This is a genomic window from Streptomyces sp. R33, assembly GCF_041200175.1.
GTDB classification, from domain to species: Bacteria; Actinomycetota; Actinomycetes; order Streptomycetales; family Streptomycetaceae; genus Streptomyces; species Streptomyces katrae_B.
The window spans coordinates 242,599-264,081 of the sequence record NZ_CP165727.1 but is presented as its reverse complement, the minus strand read 5'-3'; the positions used below and the strand labels follow the sequence as shown (position 1 = coordinate 264,081).

Below are 21,483 nucleotides of genomic sequence, written 5' to 3'. Positions count from 1 at the left end.
GACACGGAGATGACCGAGTCGATCCACCACATGCTCGCCGCCCGCGACCTGCTGCCCGCCGAGCATTATCTGGACTCCGGCTACCCCTCCGCCGAGCTGATCGTCGGCATGAAGGAGGGCTTTGGCGTCACCCTGGTCACCCCGGTCCTGTTGGACAGCTCACCCCAGGCCCGCTCCGGTGCCGGCTTCGGTCGCACCGCCTTCGCCATCGACTGGGACAACCGGCAGGCCACCTGCCCGCGCGGACACACCAGCACCTGGTGGAGTCCCGCCGTCCAACGCGGTACCAAGGCCATCGTGGTCAAGTTCGACAAGGAGACTTGCCAGCCATGCCCGGTCCGAGACAAGTGCACGCGGGCCAAAAACGGCGGCCGCACACTCTCCCTGCGCGCCCGCGAGCAGCAACAGGTCCTCGATGAGGCCCGCACCCAGCAGACCAGCCAAGAATGGCGGGCCAAGTACGCCACCCGCGCCGGCGTCGAGGGCACCATCCACCAGGCCATGGCCGTCACCGGCATGAGACGCGCCCGCTACCGCGGCCTGAAGAAGACTCACCTGGAACACGCGTTCTCAGCGGTCGCGCTCAACCTCATCCGTCTCGACGCCTGGTGGAACGGCCGTCCCCTCGACCGAACCCGCACCAGCCACCTCGCCCGACTCGACCAGCAGGACTTCAACCTCACCGCTTGATCACGGCCCTGCTTGCAGAGAGACTGCGACCCATGAGGTTCACAGGGTTGGCCGTTGACACACAGACCACCGGCGTCGAAGCGGACCTCTCCATGCAACGGCAGGCTCACCAGTGAGTACCAACCTGCCCCACTTCCGCTACCACCCCGACCCCGTCGCAAGCGAGTCCATCCGCGAGAGTGCCGAGACCTGCGCCTGCTGCAACCGCAACACCGGATGGATCTACACCGCTACTTTCTTCACGGCCCAGGATGTCAGCGGGAGGTTCTGCCCCTGGTGCATCGCAGACGGCAGTGCCGCTGAACGATTCGAAGGTGAATTCACCGACGCATACGGGCTCGACGGCGTCAGCGAGGAGACCCTGGTGCAGGTCACCCGCCGCACCCCCGGTTTCCACGCCTGGCAGGATCCGCACTGGCTTGTCCACTGCAACGACGCGGCCGCCTTCATCGGCGAGGTCGGATACACCGAACTGGCAGCCCACCCCGAGGCCCTCGACCAGCTTCGACTCGACCTTCGGATGAGTGGTTGGCACGACGCGTCCCAGCTCGACACCTTCCTGACCCACCTCGGGCAGGGGGCGAGCGCCATGCTCTTCCGCTGCACCGTCTGCGGCACCCATCTCGCCTACGCCGACGCTTCATAGCCACGGCTCAACTCAGCAGGTGCCCTTTTCCTTCAAAGGATCCGCACCCACCGGAATTGGCCAGCAGGATCGGTGACGATCCTGCTGCCCGATTCCGTCGGCTTCGAGACGGAGGTGGTGATGGCCCAGGCCATGGTCCGCCAGGCCATCGCGGACCGGATTCCGTTCCGGTGGGTGACCGGGGACGCCGACTACAGCTTCAGCAATGGCTGACGGTCCGAGCTAGAGCGGGCCGACAAATGGAAACGTCGTTCCCGCGGGAATGGAGCCCACGGACCGCGCGTCTACGACCGGGCCCCGGTCGAGGGCCGTCCCGGGGACCACTGAGGAACGCCAACCTTGTGGTGATCGCTCGCCGCAGCGTCCGTCGGCCGACGAGATCTCGTACTACATCGCGCGCTGCCCCCGACACCACACTGGACGAGCTCATACGAATCGCTGGCAGCCGGTGGGCGCCAGCCGAGGCGGGAGGTCGATGGTCACGACAACGGGAGGCAGCGCGCCCCAGCAGGCCGTGAGACGGCGTCGGAAATGCGCTACCGGTCACCTGGCTCCGTAGCAGCGCTTTTGTCCTCAGCGAACCCGGCTTCCGAGGATGCCCAGACCCGCCAGCACCTCTTCCCGGCGTCGGGCGGTGCCGCCCGGCGTCATGAACAACGGCGCGGCGCCGACGGCCACGGTGACTCCCGAACTGCTGTCAAAACGCTGCTCCTCGACAGGTTCTGGCTCAGGTTCTGTGGTCTGGCCACGTTGAGTGACGGCGGGAGTGTCGAGTCGGGTCCGCGAGGTTGCCCGAAAATGGCTCTCCGTTCGGGTGGTTGGGCTGACAGTTCGGAGCCGTGGACGACCTGAAGGTTCGGCTGAAGGACATCTTGTTCCCGTCGATCGCGGACGTGGTGGTGCTGTCGTTGGACGTGGACATCTCGATAGTGCGCGTTGATGTCCGGTGCACGAAGGCAGGCGCATCATGTCCGTTGTGCGGGACGTGGTCGGACCGTGTTCATGGCTCCTACCTGCGCTTTCCTGCTGAGGTGCCGAGCGGCGGCAGAAACGTGGTCCTCCGGCTGCGGGTCCGGCGGTTCACTTGCCCGAATTCCTCTTGCGGGCGCCGGACGTTCGTCGAACAGATAACGGGGCTGACGCGTCGCCACGGCCAGCGGACGGAACGTCTTCGCTCGACACTGTCCGATATCGGGCTGGCACTGGCCGGCAGGGCGGGCGCCCGCATGACCCGAGTCCTCGGCGCGGCGTTAGCCGGAGCACGGTCCTGCGACTGGTCGACGCACTACCGAACCGGAGCCGCCCGCCCCGCGGGTGGTCGGTGTCGACGAGTACGCGACCCGCAAGGGGCGGCATTACGGGACTGTCCTGGTGGATGTCGAGACCCGGCGGCCGGTCGACATGCTGCCCGACCGGGAAGCGGCCAGCCTCGCAGCCTGGCTCGCGAAGCGGCCCGGCATCGAGGTCGTCTGCCGGGACCGGGCGCCATTCTTCGCCGAGGGCGCCACCGCTGGCGCACCCCAAGCGGTCCAGGTCGCAGACCGGTGGCACCTCTGGCACAACCTTAGCGAGGCCGCCGAGCGAAGCGTCTCCCGGCACCGCCGCTGCCTGTGCGTTCTCGCTCCCGCTGCCGCGCAAGTCGAGGCCGATTCGGCTCCGGAAGCCGAGCCCGCGACCTCGCCGCGGGCGACCAGCAGCCGCTTCGCGGATCGCACCAGGTCCCGGCATGCTCCGAGCGCCAGGGCGAACGCCTGCCGCACTGGCTCGCCGCCGTCCGACAAGACGACCTTCCCAGCCTCCACACCCTCGCCGCAGGACTCGAACGCGACAGGGACGCCGTCATCGCCGGCCTGACCCTGCCCTGGAACTCCGGCGTTGTCGAAGGACACGTCAACCGGATCAAGATGCTCAAGCGCCAGATGTTCGGCCGCGCGGGCTTCCGGCTCCTCCGGAAGCGGGTTCTTCTCGCCTGACGTTGACCACACTGGTCGTAGGCTGCTGGGCAGCGAGTCCGTCCGAGTCTTGGAGGCATGCCGACGTGACGGCGACACTGAGCCTGTGGAAGCAGAACCTTGGCGCCTTGCCAGAGTCGCTATGGCAGCGGACCGAACTGCACGTGCTGATCCTCGCGGATAACGCGCTGACGCGGATCTCACCCCAGATTGCGCGACTACGACATTTGCACACGCTGGACCTGGGCCACAACGAGCTCGCCTCGGTCCCAGATGAGCTGACTGAACTACCGCTCACCAAGTACCTGTACCTGCACGACAACCAGCTGAAAGAGCTTCCCCGATCGCTCGGCCGGCTCACCGCCCTCCGATACCTCAACCTCGGGGGCAACCACCTCACCAGTCTCCCGGACACCATCGGCAAAATGATCGGACTGGTGGAGCTTCGGGTCGAGCACAATCGACTCGTCGCACTCCCGGAATCGATCGGCCGACTGCACCAGCTCCGTGAGCTATGGCTGCGGGGCAACGCACTCACGTGCCTACCAGAATCCGTCAGCGACCTGGCCGAACTGCGCCACGTTGACCTACGAGAGAACGCCCTGCCGGACGTCCCAGAGGCGCTGGCGGGACTCTCACGGCTCCGCCATCTCGACCTGCGGAGCAACAGACTGCACACCCTGCCGAGCTGGCTGCCCGAGCTCCCCTCACTCGAGAAATTGGACCTCCGCTGGAACAACATCGAGCCCGCGCCACGCCTGCTCGACCTCGTTGCACAACGGGGATGCATCGTCTGGACGTAGGGAACGTCCTTGGTGAGGTACGCACACTCAGAGTTACCGCACCACAGAAGCTGAGCCAGAACCTGTCGAAGAGCAGCGTTTCGACAGCAGTTCGGGAGTCACCCGGCCGTCGGCGCCGAGCCGTTGTTCACGGCAACGGGAGGCACCGACCATCGCCGGGCCGTCGTGCTGATGGTCTGGGCGTCGCCATGGTTGAGGTAGAGGAATCTTGGTGGGATTGATCACGGTCGGCTAGCGCACAGGCACCGGCCGCCCAGGCGTTGAGCGGGTCCTCTGGACCGTGGACCCGTGACCCGTACGCCGTCGGACGAGACCTCTGGGCGACACGGCGACTTCGGGGCATTCCTCCCCGTATTGGGCATGGCCGCGTGCTAGGGATAGTAAGCCAAGATGACCGAAATAGGAGGTACTCGAACGTGTATGCAACTCTTCTCCGCGTGACGACCGCGCTGGGTGCCGCGGCGGTACTGGCTGTCTCCGGCGCCGGCGCGGCCAGCGCCGACGACACGGGGCCGGGCCATTCCGTGGGCAGCTCAGGCTTCGGGAACTCGGGCGTCGGCAACGCGGGGGTCCTCAACGACGGCGTCGGCAACGCGGGGGTCCTCAACGACGGCGTCGGCAACGCGGGCCTCGCCAACTGGGGTCTAGGCAACGCGGGCCTTGCCAACACGGGCATCGGCAGCCACGGCATCGGAAACTCCGGCCTCGGCAGCTCCGGCATCGGCAACTGAGGCGGGCTCGCCGCCCCGTACCACCAAGTCGCACGACGCGCCCGGCTGACGTCGGGCCGGTCCACCCGGGCCACCCGTTCCATGAGCGGCAGGCCCGGGTGTCTGGCGCGGAGCAGCTGGCCGGCGAGGACAGCGGATCGCGCGAACAGAATCGGCTTCACCTGATTGCACGAGCGCCTGGACGCCACCGCCCCCGGCGGCCCGCTGGCCGCCGCCCGCGAGCCTGGCTGCATTGAGGGCCGCCGGGGGCGCGGCTTCAACGCCGTCCCGCCGCCCCTGTGGCTCGCTGCCTTCCGTCCTCGTGAACATCGACATCCCGCCTCGGCGGGTGCCTCCCGAAGCCATGAAGAACGGGCTTCGCTACCCGTGAATAGAGCCACGAGCACGACGTCCGGCTGGAACTCGGACACGATCGACCGCGCCTGAGCGACGCCGAGCGGCACCCGGGCCATGTCCTTCACGTTTGCCGCCGACAGCATCTTGAGAGGGTTCGCCGAGCGACGGATCTTCCCTGTTGCCACCGTCTTGAACGCGATCCCCTCCGCCGGAGCGACCCGCGCCTCGAGCCCGTCCTCTGCCCCGATCCACAGGACGTCCAGCGTGCTGCCTGCGGCCGTGAGACGCCCTTGCAAGGTACGCATCGCGGTCAGGGCCGGGTAAGTGTGACCACCGGTTCCTCGGCCCGTCACGAGCAGCCGGAAGGAGTGAGGAAGCGAGGAAATGTCCACCAAAGTTCCCCACCCGTGACCTGAACAACGACCGACCTGCCCAACCGTCACGGCAAGCACCGTTGCAGTACTAAGCCGTGGCGACGAGCATCGACGTGACATCGATCAGCACGTACTGCACGTTGGCGATCTTGTGGCGAGGTCCTGTCGCCTCGCTGACTGGCGAGCGCACCGCGGGCGACCGCGCGGGCAATATGCTTCGTCAGCTGGCCAGGATCACGGAGGCGACCGTCCGCCATCCCGCGTCGGTACGGGCGGCCAGGTAGAGCACACGGACACGCTGGAACTCCCGCCCCTGGCTGTCCTGGCGCGCCCAGGTCACCTCGATTTGCGCGGCCCGCTCGTTGAGCACGCGTACCACCGGGTCGAGGGCCTTGCTGCCCCCGTAGCCGGCGTCGCGCAGTGCGCGCAGCTCGTGTGCGAGTCCCTGGGAGAGCGCCTCGGCGGAGGTGAGAGCGGTGTGGGCCGTGCCCGTGGTCATGCTGATCGGCACCGAGAAGTAGTCGAGGAGCGACGCGGGATCGGTGCTCCCCTTTGCTGCCAGTCCGATGAACGTCTCGACGTAGCTGTCGAACCATGCCTGTGCTTCGTTCGCGACGGCGGCCAAATCGGTGTGCGTCATGATTTCGTGACCCTTCTTGCAGAGATTTCATGTGCGGGCTTCTTGGAGGGGAGTGCGCTATGCCGTCGTGTCACCGGTTCGCCAACGCGTTGGTGCCGGTCAGCTGGGCGGACAGGGTCCACAGGCGTGCGGCCTGTTCGGCGTCGACCGCGTAGGGCCGTACTCCGGGTGCGTCGTCCTGGGAGAGCGGGGCGATGTCGCAGTCGTTCAGGTAGACGCCGCCGGTGTGGGCCAGTTGCGGGGAGGCGGCCGCCCAGACCTGGGTAGCGGCACCCTGTTCGGGGGTCTTGAAACTGGGGGCCGTGTTGCCCTGGTCGTCGATCCAGCCGAAGGCGACCATCTCCTCGCGGGTCATGTGCCGCTGGAGCGGGGTCATGACGGCACCGGGGGCGACGGCGAAGGCCCGCACCTGGTGCTCGCGGCCGAGCGCGTCGAGGTGGACGGCAAACAGCGCGATCGCGGTTTTGGACTGTCCGTAGGCGACGGCCTTGTCATAGTCGTTTGCGAACATGACGTCGTCCCAGCGGATCGGCGAATAGCGGTGTCCGGCCGAGCTGAGCGCGACCACGCGCGCGCCGCCGTCGGCTGCCAGGGCGGGCCACAGCCGGTTCGTGAGTGTGTAGTGGCCCAGGTGGTTGGTGGCGAACTGCGCCTCCCAGCCGGGTCCGAGGCGGGTCTCGGGCAGGGCCATCACGCCGGCATTGTTGATGAGGATGTCGATGCTGCGGCCGCTTGTCAGGAACTCGTCCGCGAAGGTGTGCACGCTGGCCTGGTCGCCCAGGTCGAGCCGGCGCACCTCGACCCCGTCCACTGCGGTGAAGGCTTCCGCGGCCGCTTCCGGGCGGCGGACGGCTGCGAGGACAGTCGCGCCGGCGCCCCGCAGGGCGCGTGTGGTCTCCAGCCCCAGTCCGGAACTACCGCCGGTCACGACTGCGAGCTTTCCGGTGAGGTCGAGGCCGGCCAGGACCTCGGCCGTGGTGCTGCGGGCCCCGAAGCCGGAACCGATGGGCTGCTGTGCTGTCATGATCGCCATTCCTTGCGCGTGGAGCGTCACCGTCAACGCCGTAACCGGGGAGTTCCCCGGTTAGTCATGACGGTAAGCGGGGAACTCCCCGGTTGTCCAGTTAGACTGGTCCCCTATGAAGGGAGCAGCCTTGACCACCAAGCCGAGCGTGTTGCGCGCCGATGCCCGCCGTAACCGGGAGCGCATCCTCGAAGCGGCCGTACGCGCCTTCTCCGAGAAGGGCCCGGACGTCGCGATCGACACGATCGCCAAGGCCGCGGGCGTCGGCTCGGCCACGCTCTACCGCCACTTCCCCACGCGCGAGGCGCTCGTCGAGGCGGCCTACCGCAACGAGCTGGCCCGCGTCTGCGACAGCGCCGCGACGCTGCTGGCCGACAACCCGCCCGACCGGGCGATCCGCCTGTGGATGGACGACTTCATCGACTACCTGGCTGCCAAGCAGGGCATGGCGGACGCGCTGCGGGCCGCGGTCGCATCCGGTGCGGACCCCTTCGCCGAGACCCTCGACAAGCTCGCCACCGCGCTGGGCACCCTGCTGCACGCCGGCGCCGACGCCGGTCTCCTGCGCCCGGGCATCGACCCCTTCGATGTCGGCTTCAGCCTGGCCGGCATCGGGCTGATCACCAGCGCTCCCGACCAGCGCGAACGGGCCGGGCGCCTCCTCGACTTGCTCCTCGACGGCCTCCGGTACGGAGCGGACGGATCGGCGTCCAGCTCGTGACCCGGCTTTGGCCGCAATCCTCGCCGGCTTTGTGACGTCAGCGGTCCAGCAGCCCCGACCGCGTTGCGGAGCGCGAGCCACTGACATGGGTCAGGAAATGCGAAACAGGGACTGAGAGGGCGGTTTAGCGCTTCATTGAGGTCTTTTAAGCTGGTATGGGATTGCGGCCGGTCGGGGCTGCTGGGGTTGGTGTGGTTCATGATGCGAAAGTGGCTGCCAGGCGGGCCTCTTGGCCTGCCTCCTCCTGTTTCATCCCAAGGCGCCGGGCTTCGCGCTGTGTGCTTCGGGCGCCGGTCCGCGCGCCTGCGCCGACTGGGTAGCCCGGAATCATGGCTGAACGCCGCCGATATCCGAGTGATCTGTCTGATGCCCGGTGGGAACTGGTCGAGCCGGTCCTGACCGCCTGGCGGTCCGAGCGCCGCGGCCGCGGCCTGGACATCGGCCGGCCGCCCGACCACGATCTTGCGGTGCTCTACGTGAACCGGACCGGCATCCCCTGGCGCTACCTGCCGACTACCCGCACTGGAACACCGTCTACGCCTACTTCGCCCGCTGGCAGGAAGAAGGCGTCTTCGACCACCTCAACACCCTCCTACGACGCCAAGTCCGCAGGCAGGAGGGCCGCGAGGAGGAACCGACCGCCTGCGTCATCGACTCCCAGAGCATCAAAACCTCCCCAAACGTGCCCGCCTGCGAGCAGGGCATCGACGCCGGCAAGAAGACATCCGATGCGAAGAACGCGTCAACGGCAAGGGCAAGATGGGGATCTCGTGGCGTCGGGAAGGCCACGGCCTCGTTGAACGGGACACGGTGAGAGAGACAGTGGTGCAGGCAGCGGATCATCCGGTTGAAGAGGTTCCTCTGAGCGGCCGTGTGGCGGTCGCCGGCCTCACGGCGCGGTCGTAGTGGGCCCGTGCTCCGTCCGAATGGGCCATCGCTGAGAAGGCCCACATGTAGCCGACGCCGGCCAGTCTCTGGTTTTTGACTCTGCGGGCCGAGACGGACACGCTTCTGCCGGAGGCTCTGGTGACGGGGGCGGATCCCGCATACGCCTTCAGGCCTCTTGCGTCGACGAACCGGGTCCGGTCGTCGCCGATCTCGGCTAGGGTCCGTCTTCAAATTGATCTTGCCCAGAGCAGGAGTGATGCGAGTGTGACCGCTGCGTCGTAGGAGGTGGCGGTCTTCTCGTAGCGGGTGGCGATGCCGCGGAAGCCTTTGAGCCGGTTGAAGCAGCGTTCGACGGTGTTGCGGCGGCGGTAGGTCTCGCGGTCGAAGCCTGTGGGTCGGCCGCCTCGTCGGCCTCGGTTCCGGCGGTGCTTCTTCTGGTCGCTCTTCTCCGGGATCGTGTGTCCGATCCCGCGTTTGCGCAGGCAGGCGCGGAATCCGCGTGAGCTGTAGGCCTTGTCGGCGATCACGTGACCGTGTCGGCAGCGGGGCCGTCCGAGGCCGGTGCGGGGTACTCGGATGCGTTCGAGCAGGGGGCGTGCGCAGATGCTGTCGTGTCGTTGGCCGGGGGTCAGGAGGACGGCCAGTGGGCGGCCGCGGCCGTCGCAGGCGAGGTGGATTTTGGTGGTCAGGCCTCCTCGGGATCGGCCGAGGGCGTGATCGTCCGGTTCGTCCGTGCGGTGCTTCCCCCTTTTCGGCCGGTGGCGGCGGCGTGCTGGTGGGCGCGGACGATAGTGGAGTCGATCTGGACCAGCCAGTCGATGTCGCCGGCGGCATCGGCCCGGGCCTGGATCTGTTGCAGGGCCCGGGTGAACACGCCGTCGATGGCATAGCGGCGGAAGCGGGTGTAGACCGACTTCCATGGGCCGTAACGTTCCGGCAGGTCACGCCAGGAAACCCCGGTCCGGATCTTGTAGACCATCCCGTTGACGACCCGGCGGTCCTCCGCCCGAGGCCGGCCTCTGCTGGCGTTCGGTATCAGCGGAGCCAGTAACTCCCACTCGGAGTCGGTCAGTTCATGACGGCGAATCACGACACCATGATCCACCATCGAACGCTCTTTTGAAGACGGACTCTAGTGCCCGTCCGTTACGAACCCTGAGCGACGTCGGTTGTCGGCGCAGTCGGGGGTGTGGAAGCTAGCCCAGTCCATGCGGGCGATTGAGTCGCGCAGTTTGTCGACTGCCGGGATGCGGTGGAAGACGCCGGCTGGCAGTCCGTCGAGTACATCCCCACACCCTCGCCTTCACCGAAGTCGTCGACCACTACCTCGAGGCCGACGCCTTCTGGGTGACTCGCTTGCCGACGGAATGAACCTCACCGCCCAGGACATCACCGCACACCACGCCACCCACCGCACAGGCGTCCTGATCCTCTCCCGCCACGCGGGAGTCGCCCAGCACCTGGGCACCGCGGCCGTATGACCTGGCGGACACCCTGCGAGCCGCGCTCGCCATGTCGGTGGACAAGCAGGCTAGCCATCTCGCCCGTCTGGCGGCCCTGCTGGACACCCCGGCCCCCCGCCGGCTGGGCGCGCACGGTCATCTCTGTGCTCCCTTTGTGGTGGCAGTCCCGCCTGCCACTACGCCAATGGGTGGGACGACGATGCGGCTGCCGACGTCCAGGAACCCGAGGGCAGCTCCCGCTCGAGGCATTGTCAAATCCTGTGGACTGACCCGACAGCCCAATGGCCGATCGATCAAGCAAGCGGCTTTCGGTAACGGACGTACTCGTTCTGCTGCCGGAACCCCACACTCTCGTAAAGGTCGTAGGACCGGTGCGGATTTGCCGTGCCCGTGAACAGCCGGGCGGCCGTTGCACCCTGCTCGCGAAGGCTCCGCAGCCCGTCCAGCAGCAGAACCCGGCCGATTCCGAGGCGTCGCTGGTCCCTCCGGACACTCAGCTCTTCCACCTCGCCCACGGCGTGGTCGTGATGGCAGATGGAGCAGAGGGCGACGCCGACCATGTCCTTCCCGTTCCAGGCAGCCCTCCAGCATGCCGGGTCGGCGGTGTCGACGAAGTCCTGGAAAGGCCATCTCTGAGTGAAGCCGGTGTCCGCGTACGAATCGACGACCGTCCTCCAGGCTGCACGGTAGTGGCTTGTCCCGATCGGCCCTGTCCGTATCCCGGCCGGCAGTTCGCTGCCCTCGGGCACCTGCTGCAGATCGTCTAGTTCCAGCTCGACCAGGCTGAAGACACGTCGGTAGCCGGCTGCGCGCAGAAGTGCCGTGGCGTCCTGCTCGGAGGCCATGGCGTTCGCGCCGATCACTGCCGTCCGCGCCGTTCCGTGCTGTTTGACGAGCTGGCGGATCCGCGCTTCGGCCCAGCTCAGCATGGCTGAGCCGATGCCCTGGCCACGACGCTCGGGCAAGAGGTAGCCGCGGTGCAGGTACAGCCACGTATCGTCCCGCTCTTGCCACCACCGGATCGTCGAGTAGCCGACGACGCTCCCTTCGAGCACTACCAGGATCTGGTTCTTGGACGGCTCCTCCAACTTGGCAGAAGCTTCGGCGATCTCGGCCGCTGTCGGGAGCCCTTCCACTACCGAATGGACATCGACCCGGTCCCGTTCAACACACCCCAGCCGCACCGCGGCCATGGCGCCGTGGTCTTCGTCGCCGCGATACGGCCGGAACCCGAAGCCGACTGGAAGGTCCTGTCCTGCCGTGCCATTCAACATGACCGGATGTTCTCGAACTTCGAAGCAGGTCCGCCACCCTATTCACGCTGCGGTCGTCTTCGGCCGTTCAACGAGCTGGCCGCGTTCAAAGCGGGCCCCGGCGCGGTCGAGGGCAACGAGGTGGGGTGCATTCACGGCGCGCCTGCGGGCCTGGGCGGACTCGACGAGCTTGAAGACCATCGCCAGGGCGGCGGCCCGGGATCCGGCGCCCCTGGTGACCTTGGTCCGCAGACGGACGGTCGCGAAGGTCGACTCGATGGGGTTGGTTGTCCGCAGGTAGATCCACTGCTCGGCGGGGAAGTCGTAGAACGCCAACAGCTCATCCTCGTCATCGACGATCTTCTTGACGGCCTTGGGGAACTTCGCGCCGTACTGCTTGACGAACGCCTTGACCGCGGCGGCCGCGTGCTCCTTGTCCTCGGCGTTGTAGATGTCCTGGATGGCCTTCTTCGCCGCGGGCTGAGCTGACTTCGGGAGGCTGTCGAGACAGTTGGCCGTTTTGTGAACCCAGCACCTTTGGTGGCGGGTTTCGGGGAAGACCTCGTTCAACGCGTTCCAGAAGCCCAGGGCTCCGTCGCCGACGGCGAGGACGGGAGCGCGCATGCCACGCCGCTGGCAGTCCCGCAGCAGGCTCGCCCAGGACTCCGAGGACTCACGGTAACCGTCGGCCATCGCGATCAGCTCCTTGGTTCCGTCCGCGCGCACGCCCATGACGACCAGGACCGCGGCCTTCGCCTCCTCCAGCCGTATGCGCAGGTGGATACCGTCGGCCCAGACGTAGACGTAGTCCGTGGCGGACAGGTCGCGCTCGCTGAACGCCTTGTGGTCGGCCTGCCACTGGGCGGTCAGCCTAGCGATGGTGGCCGGCGACAGGCCGGCCGAGGAGCCGAGGAACTGCTCGAGCGCGGGCACGAAGTCCCCGCTGGACAGGCCGTGGAGATAGAGGAGCGGCAGCACCTCGCTGACCTTCGGGGACTTGCGGCACCACGGCGGCAGGATCACCGAGGAGAACCGCTTGCGCTCGCCGGTTGCCTCGTTGATGCGCTTGTCTTTGATGCGTGGGGCCTTCACCTCGATCACCCCGGCCGCGGTCGCGACCTTCCTGGGCTGGTGATGGCCGTTGCGGACCACCAGGCGATGCCCGCCCGCTGCCCCCGCCGCCTGCCGAGCGTCGTCGTTGCCACCCCGGACGACCGTGGATGTCCGACAGCGCTCATCCGACAGCCGTAGACTTCCCGAGCTGCGGGGGCGTGACGGGGAGCGGGGCCAGGGGGCGTGGGTATGGGAGCGAGTGATGGTGCGGGCGGCGAGTCCGCCCTGATATCCGCGGTCCGGGCTGGAGACGCGGCCCTGGTGAAGAGCCTTCTCCGTGAGGACAGCGATCCCGACATGCGGGACGCCGCGTTTTGCCTGGCGATCCGGACCTATGCCGGGGGCCTTGCCCAACTGCTGCTCCAGTACGGTGCTGATCCCGGCCAGTGTGAACCAGATGAGTTGCTGTCACTGCGAGAGGCGGTCGATTCGGGCTCGCCCGCGTTGGTTGAGGCACTCCTGGACCACAGGATCCGGGACAGGTACCCCGCGTCTGAGCTTTCGCAGATGCGGGATCTCGCGCGCTGCTGGCACGAGGCGGGCGTCGAAGCAGAACTGCGGTGCCGCACGGGTTCTCAGGATGCCCTTGTCCGGATCCGGGTCGAGGACGACGAGTACTACAGCGTGAGCGAGTTCACCCTCGGCGGCGTGACCGTCCGCGATGGCCATGGGGCGATCCTCACGGATCTGGATGAGCTGCTCGGCGTCCGTACCGAGTTCGAGGAACTGATGGCACGCGCGTTGGACCATGACCAGGACCACACGGCGTGGGGAAGGGCCACCATCTTGCTGGCCGGGCGGCGCGATCAGGCGACCTGGTCGGCGGCCGCGGCGCTGCGTGTGCATGCGGACCCGTCCCGCAGGCTGTTCGGCGCCGAGGTGCTGCGGCTGACGCATCTTTTCGATGACAGCGACGAGGACGCGTTCGCGGGTCCGGCCGTGGACATCTTCACGGACTGGTCGGCCAAGGAGGCGGACCTCGCCGTGCTCACCGAGGTCCTGGTCGCGCTGGGAGAACACGCCGATCCGCGCGCTGACGCGGCGCTTGTGGCCCACGCCGGCCACTGCGATCCTCGGGTGCGGGGCGCGGTGGCGCGCGGGGTCGGCACGTGGTCTGAATCGCCTGCCTTCTCCGATGAGGTTCGTGCGGCACTGCTGGTGCTGATGCTGGACGTGGACACGGCTGTACGGCGGGACGCTTGCCTCACCGTCGGCGAGGGTAGGGGCCGTGCCCCCGTCCTCGCGGATGCCCTGGCTGCCCGGCTGGACGACACGGACCGCCAGGTCCAGGTCGTCGCCGTGCACGGGCTGGCCCTGCACGACGATGAACGCTGTGTGCAGGCAGCACGCCGTCTTGGTCCGGCGCAACCCGGCTTCCTGAATGAGGAGAGCTACCTCGACTCGGTGTGGCGCTACGAGTGGCGCCGCGACGGCCGCTGAATCCCGACCGGGGCTCTCAGGCTCAAGTACCCGGGAATACCGCACATTGCCAACGCTGCTCCCCGCCAGCTGGGGCCTCGGAGCGGACGGCAGCCCAGTGGGAGGCGTACGCCAACGACCAGGGTCAACAGGCGTCGCGCGGCGCTGAAAGCAGCGGGTGATCAGGTCCTGGTAGTTGCCTTCAGGTCGATGTGAGCATTGAGCGCTCGGCCATGGGCGGGGTGGAGAAAGTCATCGTTCGCGATGACGGAGAGGGCTTCGCCCCCGGGGGTGGCGCGCAATGCCTTCGAGCGGTGACGGTGTGAGGTCGCGGGAGATCTGGGACAGGTTGGCTCCAGGACATGCTGGATGTCATCAGTAGTTGCTGGACAACTTTCAGCGGCGAGTGCGCGTCACGGTCGGTACTCGTTTGACTGGTTTGTCTGTGGTGCGGGGGTGGGTGGCCAGCTCGGTGTAGCCGTCGAGGACGCGGAGGCAGGTGTCCTCGATGATGATCGTGACGGTCTTGCCGGCGTGAGCGCGTCCGATCTACAGGCGCTGGCCGCCGACCATGACGCGTCCGTCGGGTGGGACCTTCCGCTGGGCCCGCAGGGGTTGGGCGGAGGGTGGGATGCCCCGACGATCGGCCCGCCTCGGGATGCGCGCAACGACGCGGGCTGATCTGGACGCCGGTCGGGCAGTGCCGGGTTCCACGGTGGGGGAGTTGGCGGTAGGCGACCCCGTCAGAGGTCCTGGATACGCCGGAAGGGGCGGTCGGCCTCCAGCTCGAACGCGACCTCGAGCAGCTTCCGTTCACCGCCGGGACGCCCGGAGAACATGACGCCGACGGGCAGCCCGTCCTCTGTGGCACTCGCCGTGGGCACTGAGATGGAGGGTGTGCCGACGACGTTGTCGACCGGTGTGAACGCCACGTACGCGAGGATCCGTTCGATCAGGGTCGGGTAGGGAACGGCCGGGCTGAGATGGCCGATCGGCGGCGTGGTGTGGGCGAGTACGGGAGACAGCACGAGGTCGAGCCCGCGGAACGAGGCCGCATACGTCTCCCTCGTACGCTTCAGCCTCCGCAGCACGCCGGGAGTGCGCCGCCAGTGCCGCAGATACTCCTCGCGCAGCCCTCGGCTGAGGCTGTCCATGCGGCGCCGGTCGAAGTCCGCACCGACGGTCCGGCCGGTGACGCCGATGAGGAAGGACAGCATCCCCCAGTACGTGAGGAAGTCGTCCGTGAAACTCGGATCGACGGCCAACTCCACGGGCTCCACAGTGTGGCCGAGCCGTTCGAGCGCCGTCACGGTCTGCGTGACCGCCGCGCGGGTCGTGGTGTCGGAGCGGACACCGTTCGGCGAGTCCAGCAGGAACCCGATGCGCAGCCGTTGCTCCGAAGGCCCTTCGACGCGGCCCAGGGGCGGCAGCTTCGGGCTCCGCCGGTACGCCTCGGCGGCGGCGAGGAACGCGGCGGCGTCCCGCACGGAACGGCTCACGATTCCGTCGCAGACGAGGTCGAGCGGCAGTTGACGGCTCTGGGCATTCGCGACGACCCGGCCACGGGTCGGTTTGAGGCCGACCAGTCCGCAGCACGCGGCCGGTATCCGGATCGAGCCACCGCCGTCGTTGGCGTGCGCGATCGGCACCGCTCCGGCGGCGACGAGCGCGGCGCTGCCGCCCGACGAACCACCCGCCGAGTAGCCCGTGTGCCACGGGTTGCGAACCGGTTCGGCACCCTCGTACTCGGTGGTCGGGCTGAACCCGAACTCGGGCAGGCGGGTTTTGCCCAGCACCGTGACGCCGCTGCTCAGGAACTGTCGGGTGAACGGCGCGTGCCGCCGCGCCGCCCTCGGACGGAAGGCCGCGCTGCCGTGGCCCGTGGGGAGACCGCGGTAGTCGGTGTTGTCCTTGACGAAGGTCGGCACCCCCGCGAAGACACCGCCCGTTCCGGCAGCGCGCGCAGGGATGTCGACGTGCGCCTGGACCGCGCCAAGTCGTGCCTCGACCGCCCGTACCCGCTTCCCCGCGTCGCGGGCGGCCTCGGCGGCGGAGACCTCGCCCCGCCGGATCGCCGCGGCGAGACCGACGGCGTCGTGCTCTCCGAGGGCGTCATCCGAAAAGGCGTGCACGATGGCCCGTTCGTCGAAAGTCGTCACCGCTGTCTCAGCCCCCGGCCTGCCTCGTGGATGGTCACCGCCATCATTCCTTACCACCGGGTAACACGCGAGGGGTTCGCTCCTCGATCGTTGCACCGCGCTCCCCGGAGAGGCTCCGCAGCAGGCCGGCCGTCCATGCCCGCGATGTCGGCGTTTCATCCCCACCTCCGTGCCACGGCCGCCTCGGCGTCGGCGTTCGACTCGTCGTCAGCCCAGGCGACATGGCCGTCGGGCCGGATCAGCGCGGCCGTCACGCCCTTCCAGTCGGTGTGCGGCACGACCGACGTCGCACGGTGCAGGGTGACGCCCTCTACGGCGCGCACTGTTCCGGTCAGGTCCAGCAGCAGATGACGGCCTGCGTGTAGCAGGGCGAACAGGCTGGTGTCGCCGTCTAGGGCCAGGTCGGGGGCGCGGGTGCCGATGAGGTGGTGACCGTCCCCGGCCGGGTAGGCGACGGACAGCCCGGACACCCTTTCGGCAAGGGTGCGGGAGAGGGTAGGCACGCCGGCGATGAGATCGCTCAGCAAGGCTCTCAGGGCCTGCCCCTCGGGGGTGTAGCCGGTCATCAGCGCGGTCTGCGCGCGGGTGGACGCGAGCAGCTCGGCGCCGACCGGGTGACGTTCGTCGTGGTAGGTGTCTAGGAGGGTGTCGGGTGCGGCGCCCGTGGCGACGGCGGCCAGTTTCCAGCCGAGGTTGGCGGCGTCCTGGAGGCCGACGTTGAGGCCGACGCCACCTGTCGGGAAGTGCATGTGCGCGGCGTCGCCGGCGAGCAGCACCCGTCCCTTGCGGTAGTGCTCGGCTTGTCGGGTGGCATTGCCGAACCGCGAGAGCCAGCGCGGGTCGCGCATACCGAAGTCGCCGCCGGTGATGGCCACGACCTTGGCCCGCAGCTCGTCCAGGGCCAGCTCCCCGGGCCGGTCGGGGCGGGTGCTGGCCGGATCGCCGCCGACGATCCGGTGCACACCGCCCGGCAGGGGTACCACCATGAGGCCGCCCTTGGGTCCGGAGGTGTTGACCACGCCCGGAGGCGGGTCGTCCAGGACGACGTCACCGAGCCAGCCCCAGACGGTGGCAGCGGTGCCGGGGAAGGCGATCCCGGTGTTCTCGCGCACGATGCTGCGCGTGCCGTCGCAGCCGACGACGTACTCGGCCCGCATGGGGGACCGTCCGGCGACCTCGACAGTCACGCCTGACGCGTCCTGGGTCAGGTCGATGACCTCGTGACCCCGTCGCACCTGGACTCCGGCGGCGAGTGCGTGCTCCTCCAGCAGTGCCTCCGTACGGGCCTGCGGCAGCGCCAGGGTGAACGGGAACGGCGTGTCGAGCACGCCGAAGTCCATGCGGTCGTCCAGACCGCCGAAGTGGCCGTCCGGGATGGGGCGGCCCTCGGCCAGGAAGCGTTCGACGATGCCACGGCACGCCAGCAGTTCCAGGGTGCGGGGGTGGATGGTGAGGGCTCTGGAGTGCGGGTTCGGTTCCGTCCTGGCTTCCAGCACGGTGACTTCGGCCCCGCCCAGGCGCAGTTCGGCTGCCAGCCAGAGGCCGACGGGCCCTGCTCCGATGATGACGATCACAGGTCTCCTCCTTGGTCACTGACCAAGAAGTAGACTTGGTCAGTGACCAAAAAGCAAGAGGGCGTTGTGCGGGCGGCATTGGAGCTGCTGGACGACCGGGGCGCAGAGGCGGTGTCGATCCGCGGTGTCGCCGACCGGCTTGGTGTGCGAATGAACACCGTGCTCTGGCACGCCAAGTCCAAGGCCCGCCTGCTGGAACTCATGGCCGACGCGATCGTGGCCGAGGTGTCCCTGGCGGATCTGCCCGGCCAGTGGCAGGAGCGGGTGCGCGAGCTGGCCCGCCGCTACCGGCGGGCCCTGCTGTCCCACCGCGACGGCGCGGTGATCGTGGCCGGCACCCACGCCGCGGAGCCAGGGACCCTGAGTTTCGCCGACACGATGGTCGAAGCGTTGCTGTCCGGCGGGCTCGACGAGCGGGCGGCCGCCTGGACCTGCTGGACGATCGTCTACTTCGTCCTGGGGCTGGCCCAGGAAGAAGAGGCGGCCGCGCGCGCCGACGGTGACGATCTGGTCGATGCCCTGGCGCCCGGCGGCTACCCCGCGCTCAGCCGCGTGGTCGCCCATCTGCGCGACGCCTCATTCGACGAGCGCTTCGAGTACGGCCTCGGCCTGATGACCCGACAGTGACCGGCCGCGCGCACCACGGGCAGAAGTTGTTCAGCAATTCCGACAGCACCCTGAGCCATCGCAGTTCGATTTTCAGGTTCTGGGGGTGGGCACGCAACTAGTGCTGCATCAGCCAACGTTTGCCCTGCCTGTACGGTCAGGGCATGGATGCCAGTCGCCAGCCGACTCTTGATGAGATCGAAGACCGCTTCGTAGCGATTGCCGAAGGTCGGTTGACCCGGGACGAGGTCGACCGCTGGGCCGGGCGATGGGTGACTGACAACGGGCTCGATTGGGACGACGTCTCCTGGTGGGCGCTGAGTCTCCTCCACGGAATTGATCTTCCAGTGGACGAGAGCGGCGGCTACCTGCACGACGACGAGCAGGTAAGCGAATGGCTTGCCGAGCTGAGGAATCGCCGGACGATGTGACGCAGTCGAAGCCGTCTGCCGGTTCGGGTTACTGCCAGGCTGTGTGCATGGCTGAACGGGTGCGGGTTCGTGAGATCGGTGACGACGAGGGCCGGCGGTTACTGCGGATCGTTCGGAGAGGCACCGGCTCGGTCGTGATGTGGCGGCGCGCGCAGATGGTGCTGCTGTCCGCGCAGGGCATACCGGTGGCGAGGATCGCCGAGGTGTCGTTCACCAGCGATGACCGGGTCCGGGATGTGATCCACAACTTCAACGCTGACGGCTTCGAGTCGCTGTATCCGAAGTACAAGGGCGGCCGCCCCAAGACGTTCACGCTGCCCGAGCGGCGTGAGATCAAGAAGATCGCGAAGCCGAAGCCGACCGAGCACGCCCTGCCGTTCTCCACCTGGAGCCTGACCAAGCTGGCGAACTTCCTTGTTGCCGAGGGGGTGGTCGACGACATCAGCCACGAGGGCCTGCGCATCCTGCTCCGCGAGGAAGGCGTCTCGTTTCAACGCCTGAAGACCTGGAAAGCCTCCCGCGATCCGGACTACGCGGCCAAGAAGGCCCGCGTCGAGCACCTCTACGCGATCGCCGACGGCGAGGTCGTACCCGAGGATGGCGAGCCTGAAGTCATCTTCTGCCTGGACGAGTTCGGCCCACTGAACCTGATGCCCCACCCGGGCCGGCAATGGGCCGAGCGCGGCGGCAAGCACAAAACCCCCGACCGTGAACCACGCCGGCGACGGCGGGCGACCTACAACCGCTACGGCGGAGTGCGGCATCTGTTCGCTGCCCTGGACCTGGCCAAAGACAAGCTCTACGGCCACATCAAACCGGTCAAGAAGCGGACGCAGTTCCTGGAGTTCTGCCGCTACCTGCGCAGCCTCCACCCGGACAACGTCCGCATCGCGATCGTCTGCGACAACTTCTCCCCGCATCTGACCACGAAGAGGTGCCAGCGGGTCGGCACCTGGGCGGCCGCGAACAACGTCGAGATCGCCTACACCCCGACGAACTCCTCCTGGCTCAACCGCATCGAGGCCCAGTTCACGGCCCTGCGCTACTTCACCCTCGACGGCACCGACCATGCCGACCACAAGGAACAGGGCAGCATGATCCGCCGCTACATCAACTGGCGAAACCGCCATGCCGACGACCGGCGCCTACGCACCGTCGTCGACAGGGCGAACGTTGCCTGAGGCGGCACTAGCTTGAAAGAGGCGCGGGATCGTGGCGTACGCGGAGGGCGTGTAGGTCGACGACGAGATCGGCGACGCCAACCGGGCGTGGGTGGCGGCGCACCACCCAGGGGACACGCTGCTCCGCCGGGTGGACGCCCGGGTCGGGCTGGCGGCGGACGACTACCTGGCGGTGGCGGCGTGGTTGCGGGATCGGACGGGTGGGTAGCGAGGGAAAGGGGGTGCGAAGTGGCGCAGAAGGTAGGCGGGTGCATCGCGGTCGGGGGGTCGGTGGCCGCGGTCGTCGGCGCGGGCGTGCTGCTGTGGAACTGGGCGGACGGGGCGCCGTGGACGGCCTGGCCGCTCGTCCTGCTCGGGGCGGGCCTGGTGACGGCGCTGGTCGGGCTCAGGCTCCGGCCGGGTCTGGACCGGTGGGCCGACGCGCTGGCCGCTGGCGGGCTGACGGTGTTGGTGCTGGCCGGGGTCGTGACCACGGGCGGCACGGTGGAGCAGGTCCTGCTCCGGGCGCGGACGACGGAACCGGTATCGATCGAGCTCAGCGGTTGCCGGGTGACCGGCCAGCGCTGGGACGAGGGTGCGGGGCCGGAGGACGAGGTCGAGTGCCGGTACGTCTGGTCGGTCGGTGGACGCACCTTCGACGAGGTGCGCCCGGCGGACAAGGTGCACCCGGACGGGCACCGGATCCGGCTGTGGGCGTCGCCGGAGGGTGGGGAGCTGGACGAGCACTCGTGGCAGACGGTCGCGGCGATGGGGCTGTCCGCGGCGGTGGTGGACGGGCTGGCGCTCCTGGCCGGTGCGGGGGCGTGGCGCCGGGTGTCGAGGCGGCGGGCCGAGCGAAGGGACGTGGCGGCCGAGCCGGTGCTCACCGCAGGCCCGGCGGGCACTGGCCGCGATCGCTGAGGCACGGGGCCAGTTCGGGGCCGCGAGGCACGGCGGTCAGGGTGAAACGCCCATCGCCCCATTGCCGCAGCTCAATTCCAACGAGCCAGACGGCAGCATCCGCGTCTGCGGTCCTGAAGGTCGGGCTCGGGGATGGGGCCTGATCTGCGGTAGTCCCTACTACCGCGGGGGTTTGGTGTGCTCTTTGATCGTGACCGCGAGGGCTGCTGTGATGATGATCGCGATTCCGAGGAGGAGGAGCATGCCGGCTGCTTGGCCGAGCATGCGGATCGTTGCCCAGATGAGTTCTTCCTTCGTGACCGTCACGACAGGCTCCTTTGTCCGGAGTGAGCGTTGCCTCTCGGTCTCCGCGTGGCGGGCGTGTGGCTGCTCTTTACCGTACTGGTCCCGGCTTGCCAGCACTCGAGGTTGGGCGACCGCATGGCGGTTCTGGCGATCTGCGGGACCGGCACCGAGACGTCTTCTCGATGCCGATGCCAGTGCGCCTGTAACACTGGTCGCCGAGCCCCGCACGGACGGCGGGGGGTCGTGCGCGGCGGCACGGCTGACGGCGCCCGCCTGCTGTCAGGCTTCGGTGGC

At 68.3% G+C, this 21,483-nt stretch carries 21 protein-coding genes and 5 pseudogenes; 16 read left to right on the top strand and 10 right to left on the bottom strand.

The window, feature by feature from the left end; translation table 11 throughout:
* Positions 1 to 9: 9 nt before the first annotated feature.
* From AB5J51_RS01405 to AB5J51_RS01370, 8 genes and pseudogenes are all read left to right on the top strand, one after another.
* Complete coding sequence (locus AB5J51_RS01405) at positions 10 to 690, top strand: transposase (protein WP_369776461.1); 681 nt, start codon at positions 10 to 12, stop codon at positions 688 to 690.
* Positions 691 to 802: 112 nt separating this feature from the next.
* Complete coding sequence (locus AB5J51_RS01400; protein ID WP_369776460.1) at positions 803 to 1,336, top strand: CbrC family protein; 534 nt, start codon at positions 803 to 805, stop codon at positions 1,334 to 1,336.
* Positions 1,337 to 1,420: 84 nt separating this feature from the next.
* Positions 1,421 to 1,800, top strand: a pseudogene (locus tag AB5J51_RS01395) (IS701 family transposase); the annotation flags it as partial.
* A 375-nt stretch (positions 1,801 to 2,175) separates the two neighbouring features.
* Positions 2,176 to 2,418, top strand: a pseudogene (locus tag AB5J51_RS01390) (transposase family protein); the annotation flags it as partial.
* A 232-nt stretch (positions 2,419 to 2,650) separates the two neighbouring features.
* Positions 2,651 to 3,190 carry a transposase gene (locus AB5J51_RS01385; protein ID WP_369780189.1) on the top strand — a complete coding sequence of 180 codons (540 nt, stop codon included), beginning with the start codon at positions 2,651 to 2,653 and terminating at the stop codon, positions 3,188 to 3,190.
* Positions 3,088 to 3,309 carry a transposase gene (locus AB5J51_RS01380; protein ID WP_369780188.1) on the top strand — a complete coding sequence of 74 codons (222 nt, stop codon included), beginning with the start codon at positions 3,088 to 3,090 and terminating at the stop codon, positions 3,307 to 3,309. Before AB5J51_RS01385 ends, AB5J51_RS01380 begins: the two co-directional genes overlap by 103 nt.
* Before the next feature lie 65 nt (positions 3,310 to 3,374).
* Positions 3,375 to 4,091, top strand: coding sequence for a leucine-rich repeat domain-containing protein (locus AB5J51_RS01375; RefSeq protein ID WP_369776459.1), 717 nt, complete (start codon positions 3,375 to 3,377; stop codon positions 4,089 to 4,091).
* A 437-nt stretch (positions 4,092 to 4,528) separates the two neighbouring features.
* Positions 4,529 to 4,822, top strand: coding sequence for a hypothetical protein (locus tag AB5J51_RS01370; RefSeq protein ID WP_369776458.1), 294 nt, complete (start codon positions 4,529 to 4,531; stop codon positions 4,820 to 4,822).
* Between the two features lie 350 nt (positions 4,823 to 5,172).
* Here the strand turns inward: AB5J51_RS01370 and AB5J51_RS01365 are convergent.
* From AB5J51_RS01365 to AB5J51_RS01355, 3 genes and pseudogenes are all read right to left on the bottom strand, one after another.
* Positions 5,173 to 5,553 (bottom strand): annotated as a pseudogene (locus tag AB5J51_RS01365) (glycosyltransferase); the annotation flags it as partial.
* Between the two features lie 199 nt (positions 5,554 to 5,752).
* Positions 5,753 to 6,172, bottom strand: coding sequence for a hypothetical protein (locus AB5J51_RS01360; RefSeq protein ID WP_369776457.1), 420 nt, complete (start codon positions 6,170 to 6,172; stop codon positions 5,753 to 5,755).
* A 70-nt stretch (positions 6,173 to 6,242) separates the two neighbouring features.
* The gene (locus tag AB5J51_RS01355; protein WP_369780187.1) at positions 6,243 to 7,199 is read right to left on the bottom strand and encodes an SDR family NAD(P)-dependent oxidoreductase; all 957 of its coding nucleotides are present in this window, start codon (positions 7,197 to 7,199) and stop codon (positions 6,243 to 6,245) included.
* Positions 7,200 to 7,326: 127 nt separating this feature from the next.
* Here AB5J51_RS01355 and AB5J51_RS01350 point away from each other — a divergent pair, with 127 nt between their 5' ends.
* Complete coding sequence (locus AB5J51_RS01350; RefSeq protein ID WP_136226950.1) at positions 7,327 to 7,917, top strand: TetR/AcrR family transcriptional regulator; 591 nt, start codon at positions 7,327 to 7,329, stop codon at positions 7,915 to 7,917.
* 329 nt (positions 7,918 to 8,246) lie between these two features.
* Positions 8,247 to 8,659: pseudogene (locus tag AB5J51_RS01345) on the top strand (transposase); the annotation flags it as partial.
* A gap of 38 nt (positions 8,660 to 8,697) precedes the next feature.
* Here the strand turns inward: AB5J51_RS01345 and AB5J51_RS01340 are convergent.
* Both AB5J51_RS01340 and AB5J51_RS01335 read right to left on the bottom strand, forming a co-directional pair.
* Positions 8,698 to 9,029 (bottom strand): annotated as a pseudogene (locus AB5J51_RS01340) (transposase); the annotation flags it as partial.
* A 3-nt stretch (positions 9,030 to 9,032) separates the two neighbouring features.
* A protein-coding gene (locus tag AB5J51_RS01335; RefSeq protein ID WP_369780186.1) for an IS5 family transposase occupies positions 9,033 to 9,892 on the bottom strand; the annotation gives its coding sequence in 2 pieces (ribosomal slippage) (positions 9,033 to 9,533 and positions 9,536 to 9,892; 858 coding nt in all).
* A 280-nt stretch (positions 9,893 to 10,172) separates the two neighbouring features.
* Here AB5J51_RS01335 and AB5J51_RS01330 point away from each other — a divergent pair.
* Positions 10,173 to 10,286: a trehalose-6-phosphate synthase gene (locus AB5J51_RS01330; RefSeq protein WP_168724475.1), complete on the top strand. Its 114-nt coding sequence runs from the start codon at positions 10,173 to 10,175 to the stop codon at positions 10,284 to 10,286.
* A gap of 275 nt (positions 10,287 to 10,561) precedes the next feature.
* On the opposite strand, the gene AB5J51_RS01325 is transcribed toward AB5J51_RS01330, so the two are convergent.
* Both AB5J51_RS01325 and AB5J51_RS01320 read right to left on the bottom strand, forming a co-directional pair.
* Positions 10,562 to 11,542, bottom strand: coding sequence for a GNAT family N-acetyltransferase (locus tag AB5J51_RS01325; protein WP_369776456.1), 981 nt, complete (start codon positions 11,540 to 11,542; stop codon positions 10,562 to 10,564).
* 42 nt (positions 11,543 to 11,584) lie between these two features.
* Positions 11,585 to 12,766 carry an IS256 family transposase gene (locus AB5J51_RS01320; protein ID WP_369780185.1) on the bottom strand — a complete coding sequence of 394 codons (1,182 nt, stop codon included), beginning with the start codon at positions 12,764 to 12,766 and terminating at the stop codon, positions 11,585 to 11,587.
* 129 nt (positions 12,767 to 12,895) lie between these two features.
* On the opposite strand from AB5J51_RS01320, the gene AB5J51_RS01315 reads away from it, so the two are divergent.
* Positions 12,896 to 14,074 (top strand): hypothetical protein, encoded by a 1,179-nt coding sequence (locus AB5J51_RS01315; protein ID WP_369780415.1) that lies wholly within the window; start codon positions 12,896 to 12,898, stop codon positions 14,072 to 14,074.
* Between the two features lie 722 nt (positions 14,075 to 14,796).
* Here AB5J51_RS01315 and AB5J51_RS01310 read toward each other — a convergent pair.
* Positions 14,797 to 16,212 (bottom strand): amidase, encoded by a 1,416-nt coding sequence (locus tag AB5J51_RS01310; RefSeq protein WP_369776455.1) that lies wholly within the window; start codon positions 16,210 to 16,212, stop codon positions 14,797 to 14,799.
* A gap of 155 nt (positions 16,213 to 16,367) precedes the next feature.
* Positions 16,368 to 17,786 carry an FAD-dependent monooxygenase gene (locus AB5J51_RS01305; protein WP_369776454.1) on the bottom strand — a complete coding sequence of 473 codons (1,419 nt, stop codon included), beginning with the start codon at positions 17,784 to 17,786 and terminating at the stop codon, positions 16,368 to 16,370.
* 42 nt (positions 17,787 to 17,828) lie between these two features.
* Between AB5J51_RS01305 and AB5J51_RS01300 the strand changes: the two genes are divergently transcribed.
* From AB5J51_RS01300 to AB5J51_RS01285, 4 genes are all read left to right on the top strand, one after another.
* Positions 17,829 to 18,413 (top strand): TetR/AcrR family transcriptional regulator C-terminal domain-containing protein, encoded by a 585-nt coding sequence (locus tag AB5J51_RS01300; protein ID WP_369776453.1) that lies wholly within the window; start codon positions 17,829 to 17,831, stop codon positions 18,411 to 18,413.
* Positions 18,414 to 18,556: 143 nt separating this feature from the next.
* Positions 18,557 to 18,823: a hypothetical protein gene (locus AB5J51_RS01295; RefSeq protein ID WP_053790902.1), complete on the top strand. Its 267-nt coding sequence runs from the start codon at positions 18,557 to 18,559 to the stop codon at positions 18,821 to 18,823.
* Between the two features lie 47 nt (positions 18,824 to 18,870).
* On the top strand, positions 18,871 to 20,004 hold the full coding sequence (locus tag AB5J51_RS01290; protein WP_053790901.1) for an IS630 family transposase: 1,134 nt from the start codon (positions 18,871 to 18,873) through the stop codon (positions 20,002 to 20,004).
* A 228-nt stretch (positions 20,005 to 20,232) separates the two neighbouring features.
* The gene (locus tag AB5J51_RS01285) at positions 20,233 to 20,904 is read left to right on the top strand and encodes a hypothetical protein (RefSeq protein ID WP_053790900.1); all 672 of its coding nucleotides are present in this window, start codon (positions 20,233 to 20,235) and stop codon (positions 20,902 to 20,904) included.
* A 159-nt stretch (positions 20,905 to 21,063) separates the two neighbouring features.
* Here the strand turns inward: AB5J51_RS01285 and AB5J51_RS01280 are convergent, their stop codons facing one another.
* Positions 21,064 to 21,210, bottom strand: coding sequence for a hypothetical protein (locus AB5J51_RS01280; protein ID WP_159047411.1), 147 nt, complete (start codon positions 21,208 to 21,210; stop codon positions 21,064 to 21,066).
* Positions 21,211 to 21,483: the final 273 nt, after the last annotated feature.

What these genes read in the sequence shown, in the direction of transcription:
- AB5J51_RS01330 (WP_168724475.1), top strand. Translation starts at nt 10,173, where the DNA reads ATGAACCTCACCGCCCAGGACATCACCGCACACCACGCCACCCACCGC.
- AB5J51_RS01360 (WP_369776457.1), bottom strand. Translation starts at nt 6,172, where the DNA reads ATGACGCACACCGATTTGGCCGCCGTCGCGAACGAAGCACAGGCATGG.
- AB5J51_RS01325 (WP_369776456.1), bottom strand. Translation starts at nt 11,542, where the DNA reads ATGTTGAATGGCACGGCAGGACAGGACCTTCCAGTCGGCTTCGGGTTC.
- AB5J51_RS01295 (WP_053790902.1), top strand. Translation starts at nt 18,557, where the DNA reads ATGGATGCCAGTCGCCAGCCGACTCTTGATGAGATCGAAGACCGCTTC.
- AB5J51_RS01290 (WP_053790901.1), top strand. Translation starts at nt 18,871, where the DNA reads ATGGCTGAACGGGTGCGGGTTCGTGAGATCGGTGACGACGAGGGCCGG.
- AB5J51_RS01405 (WP_369776461.1), top strand. Translation starts at nt 10, where the DNA reads ATGACCGAGTCGATCCACCACATGCTCGCCGCCCGCGACCTGCTGCCC.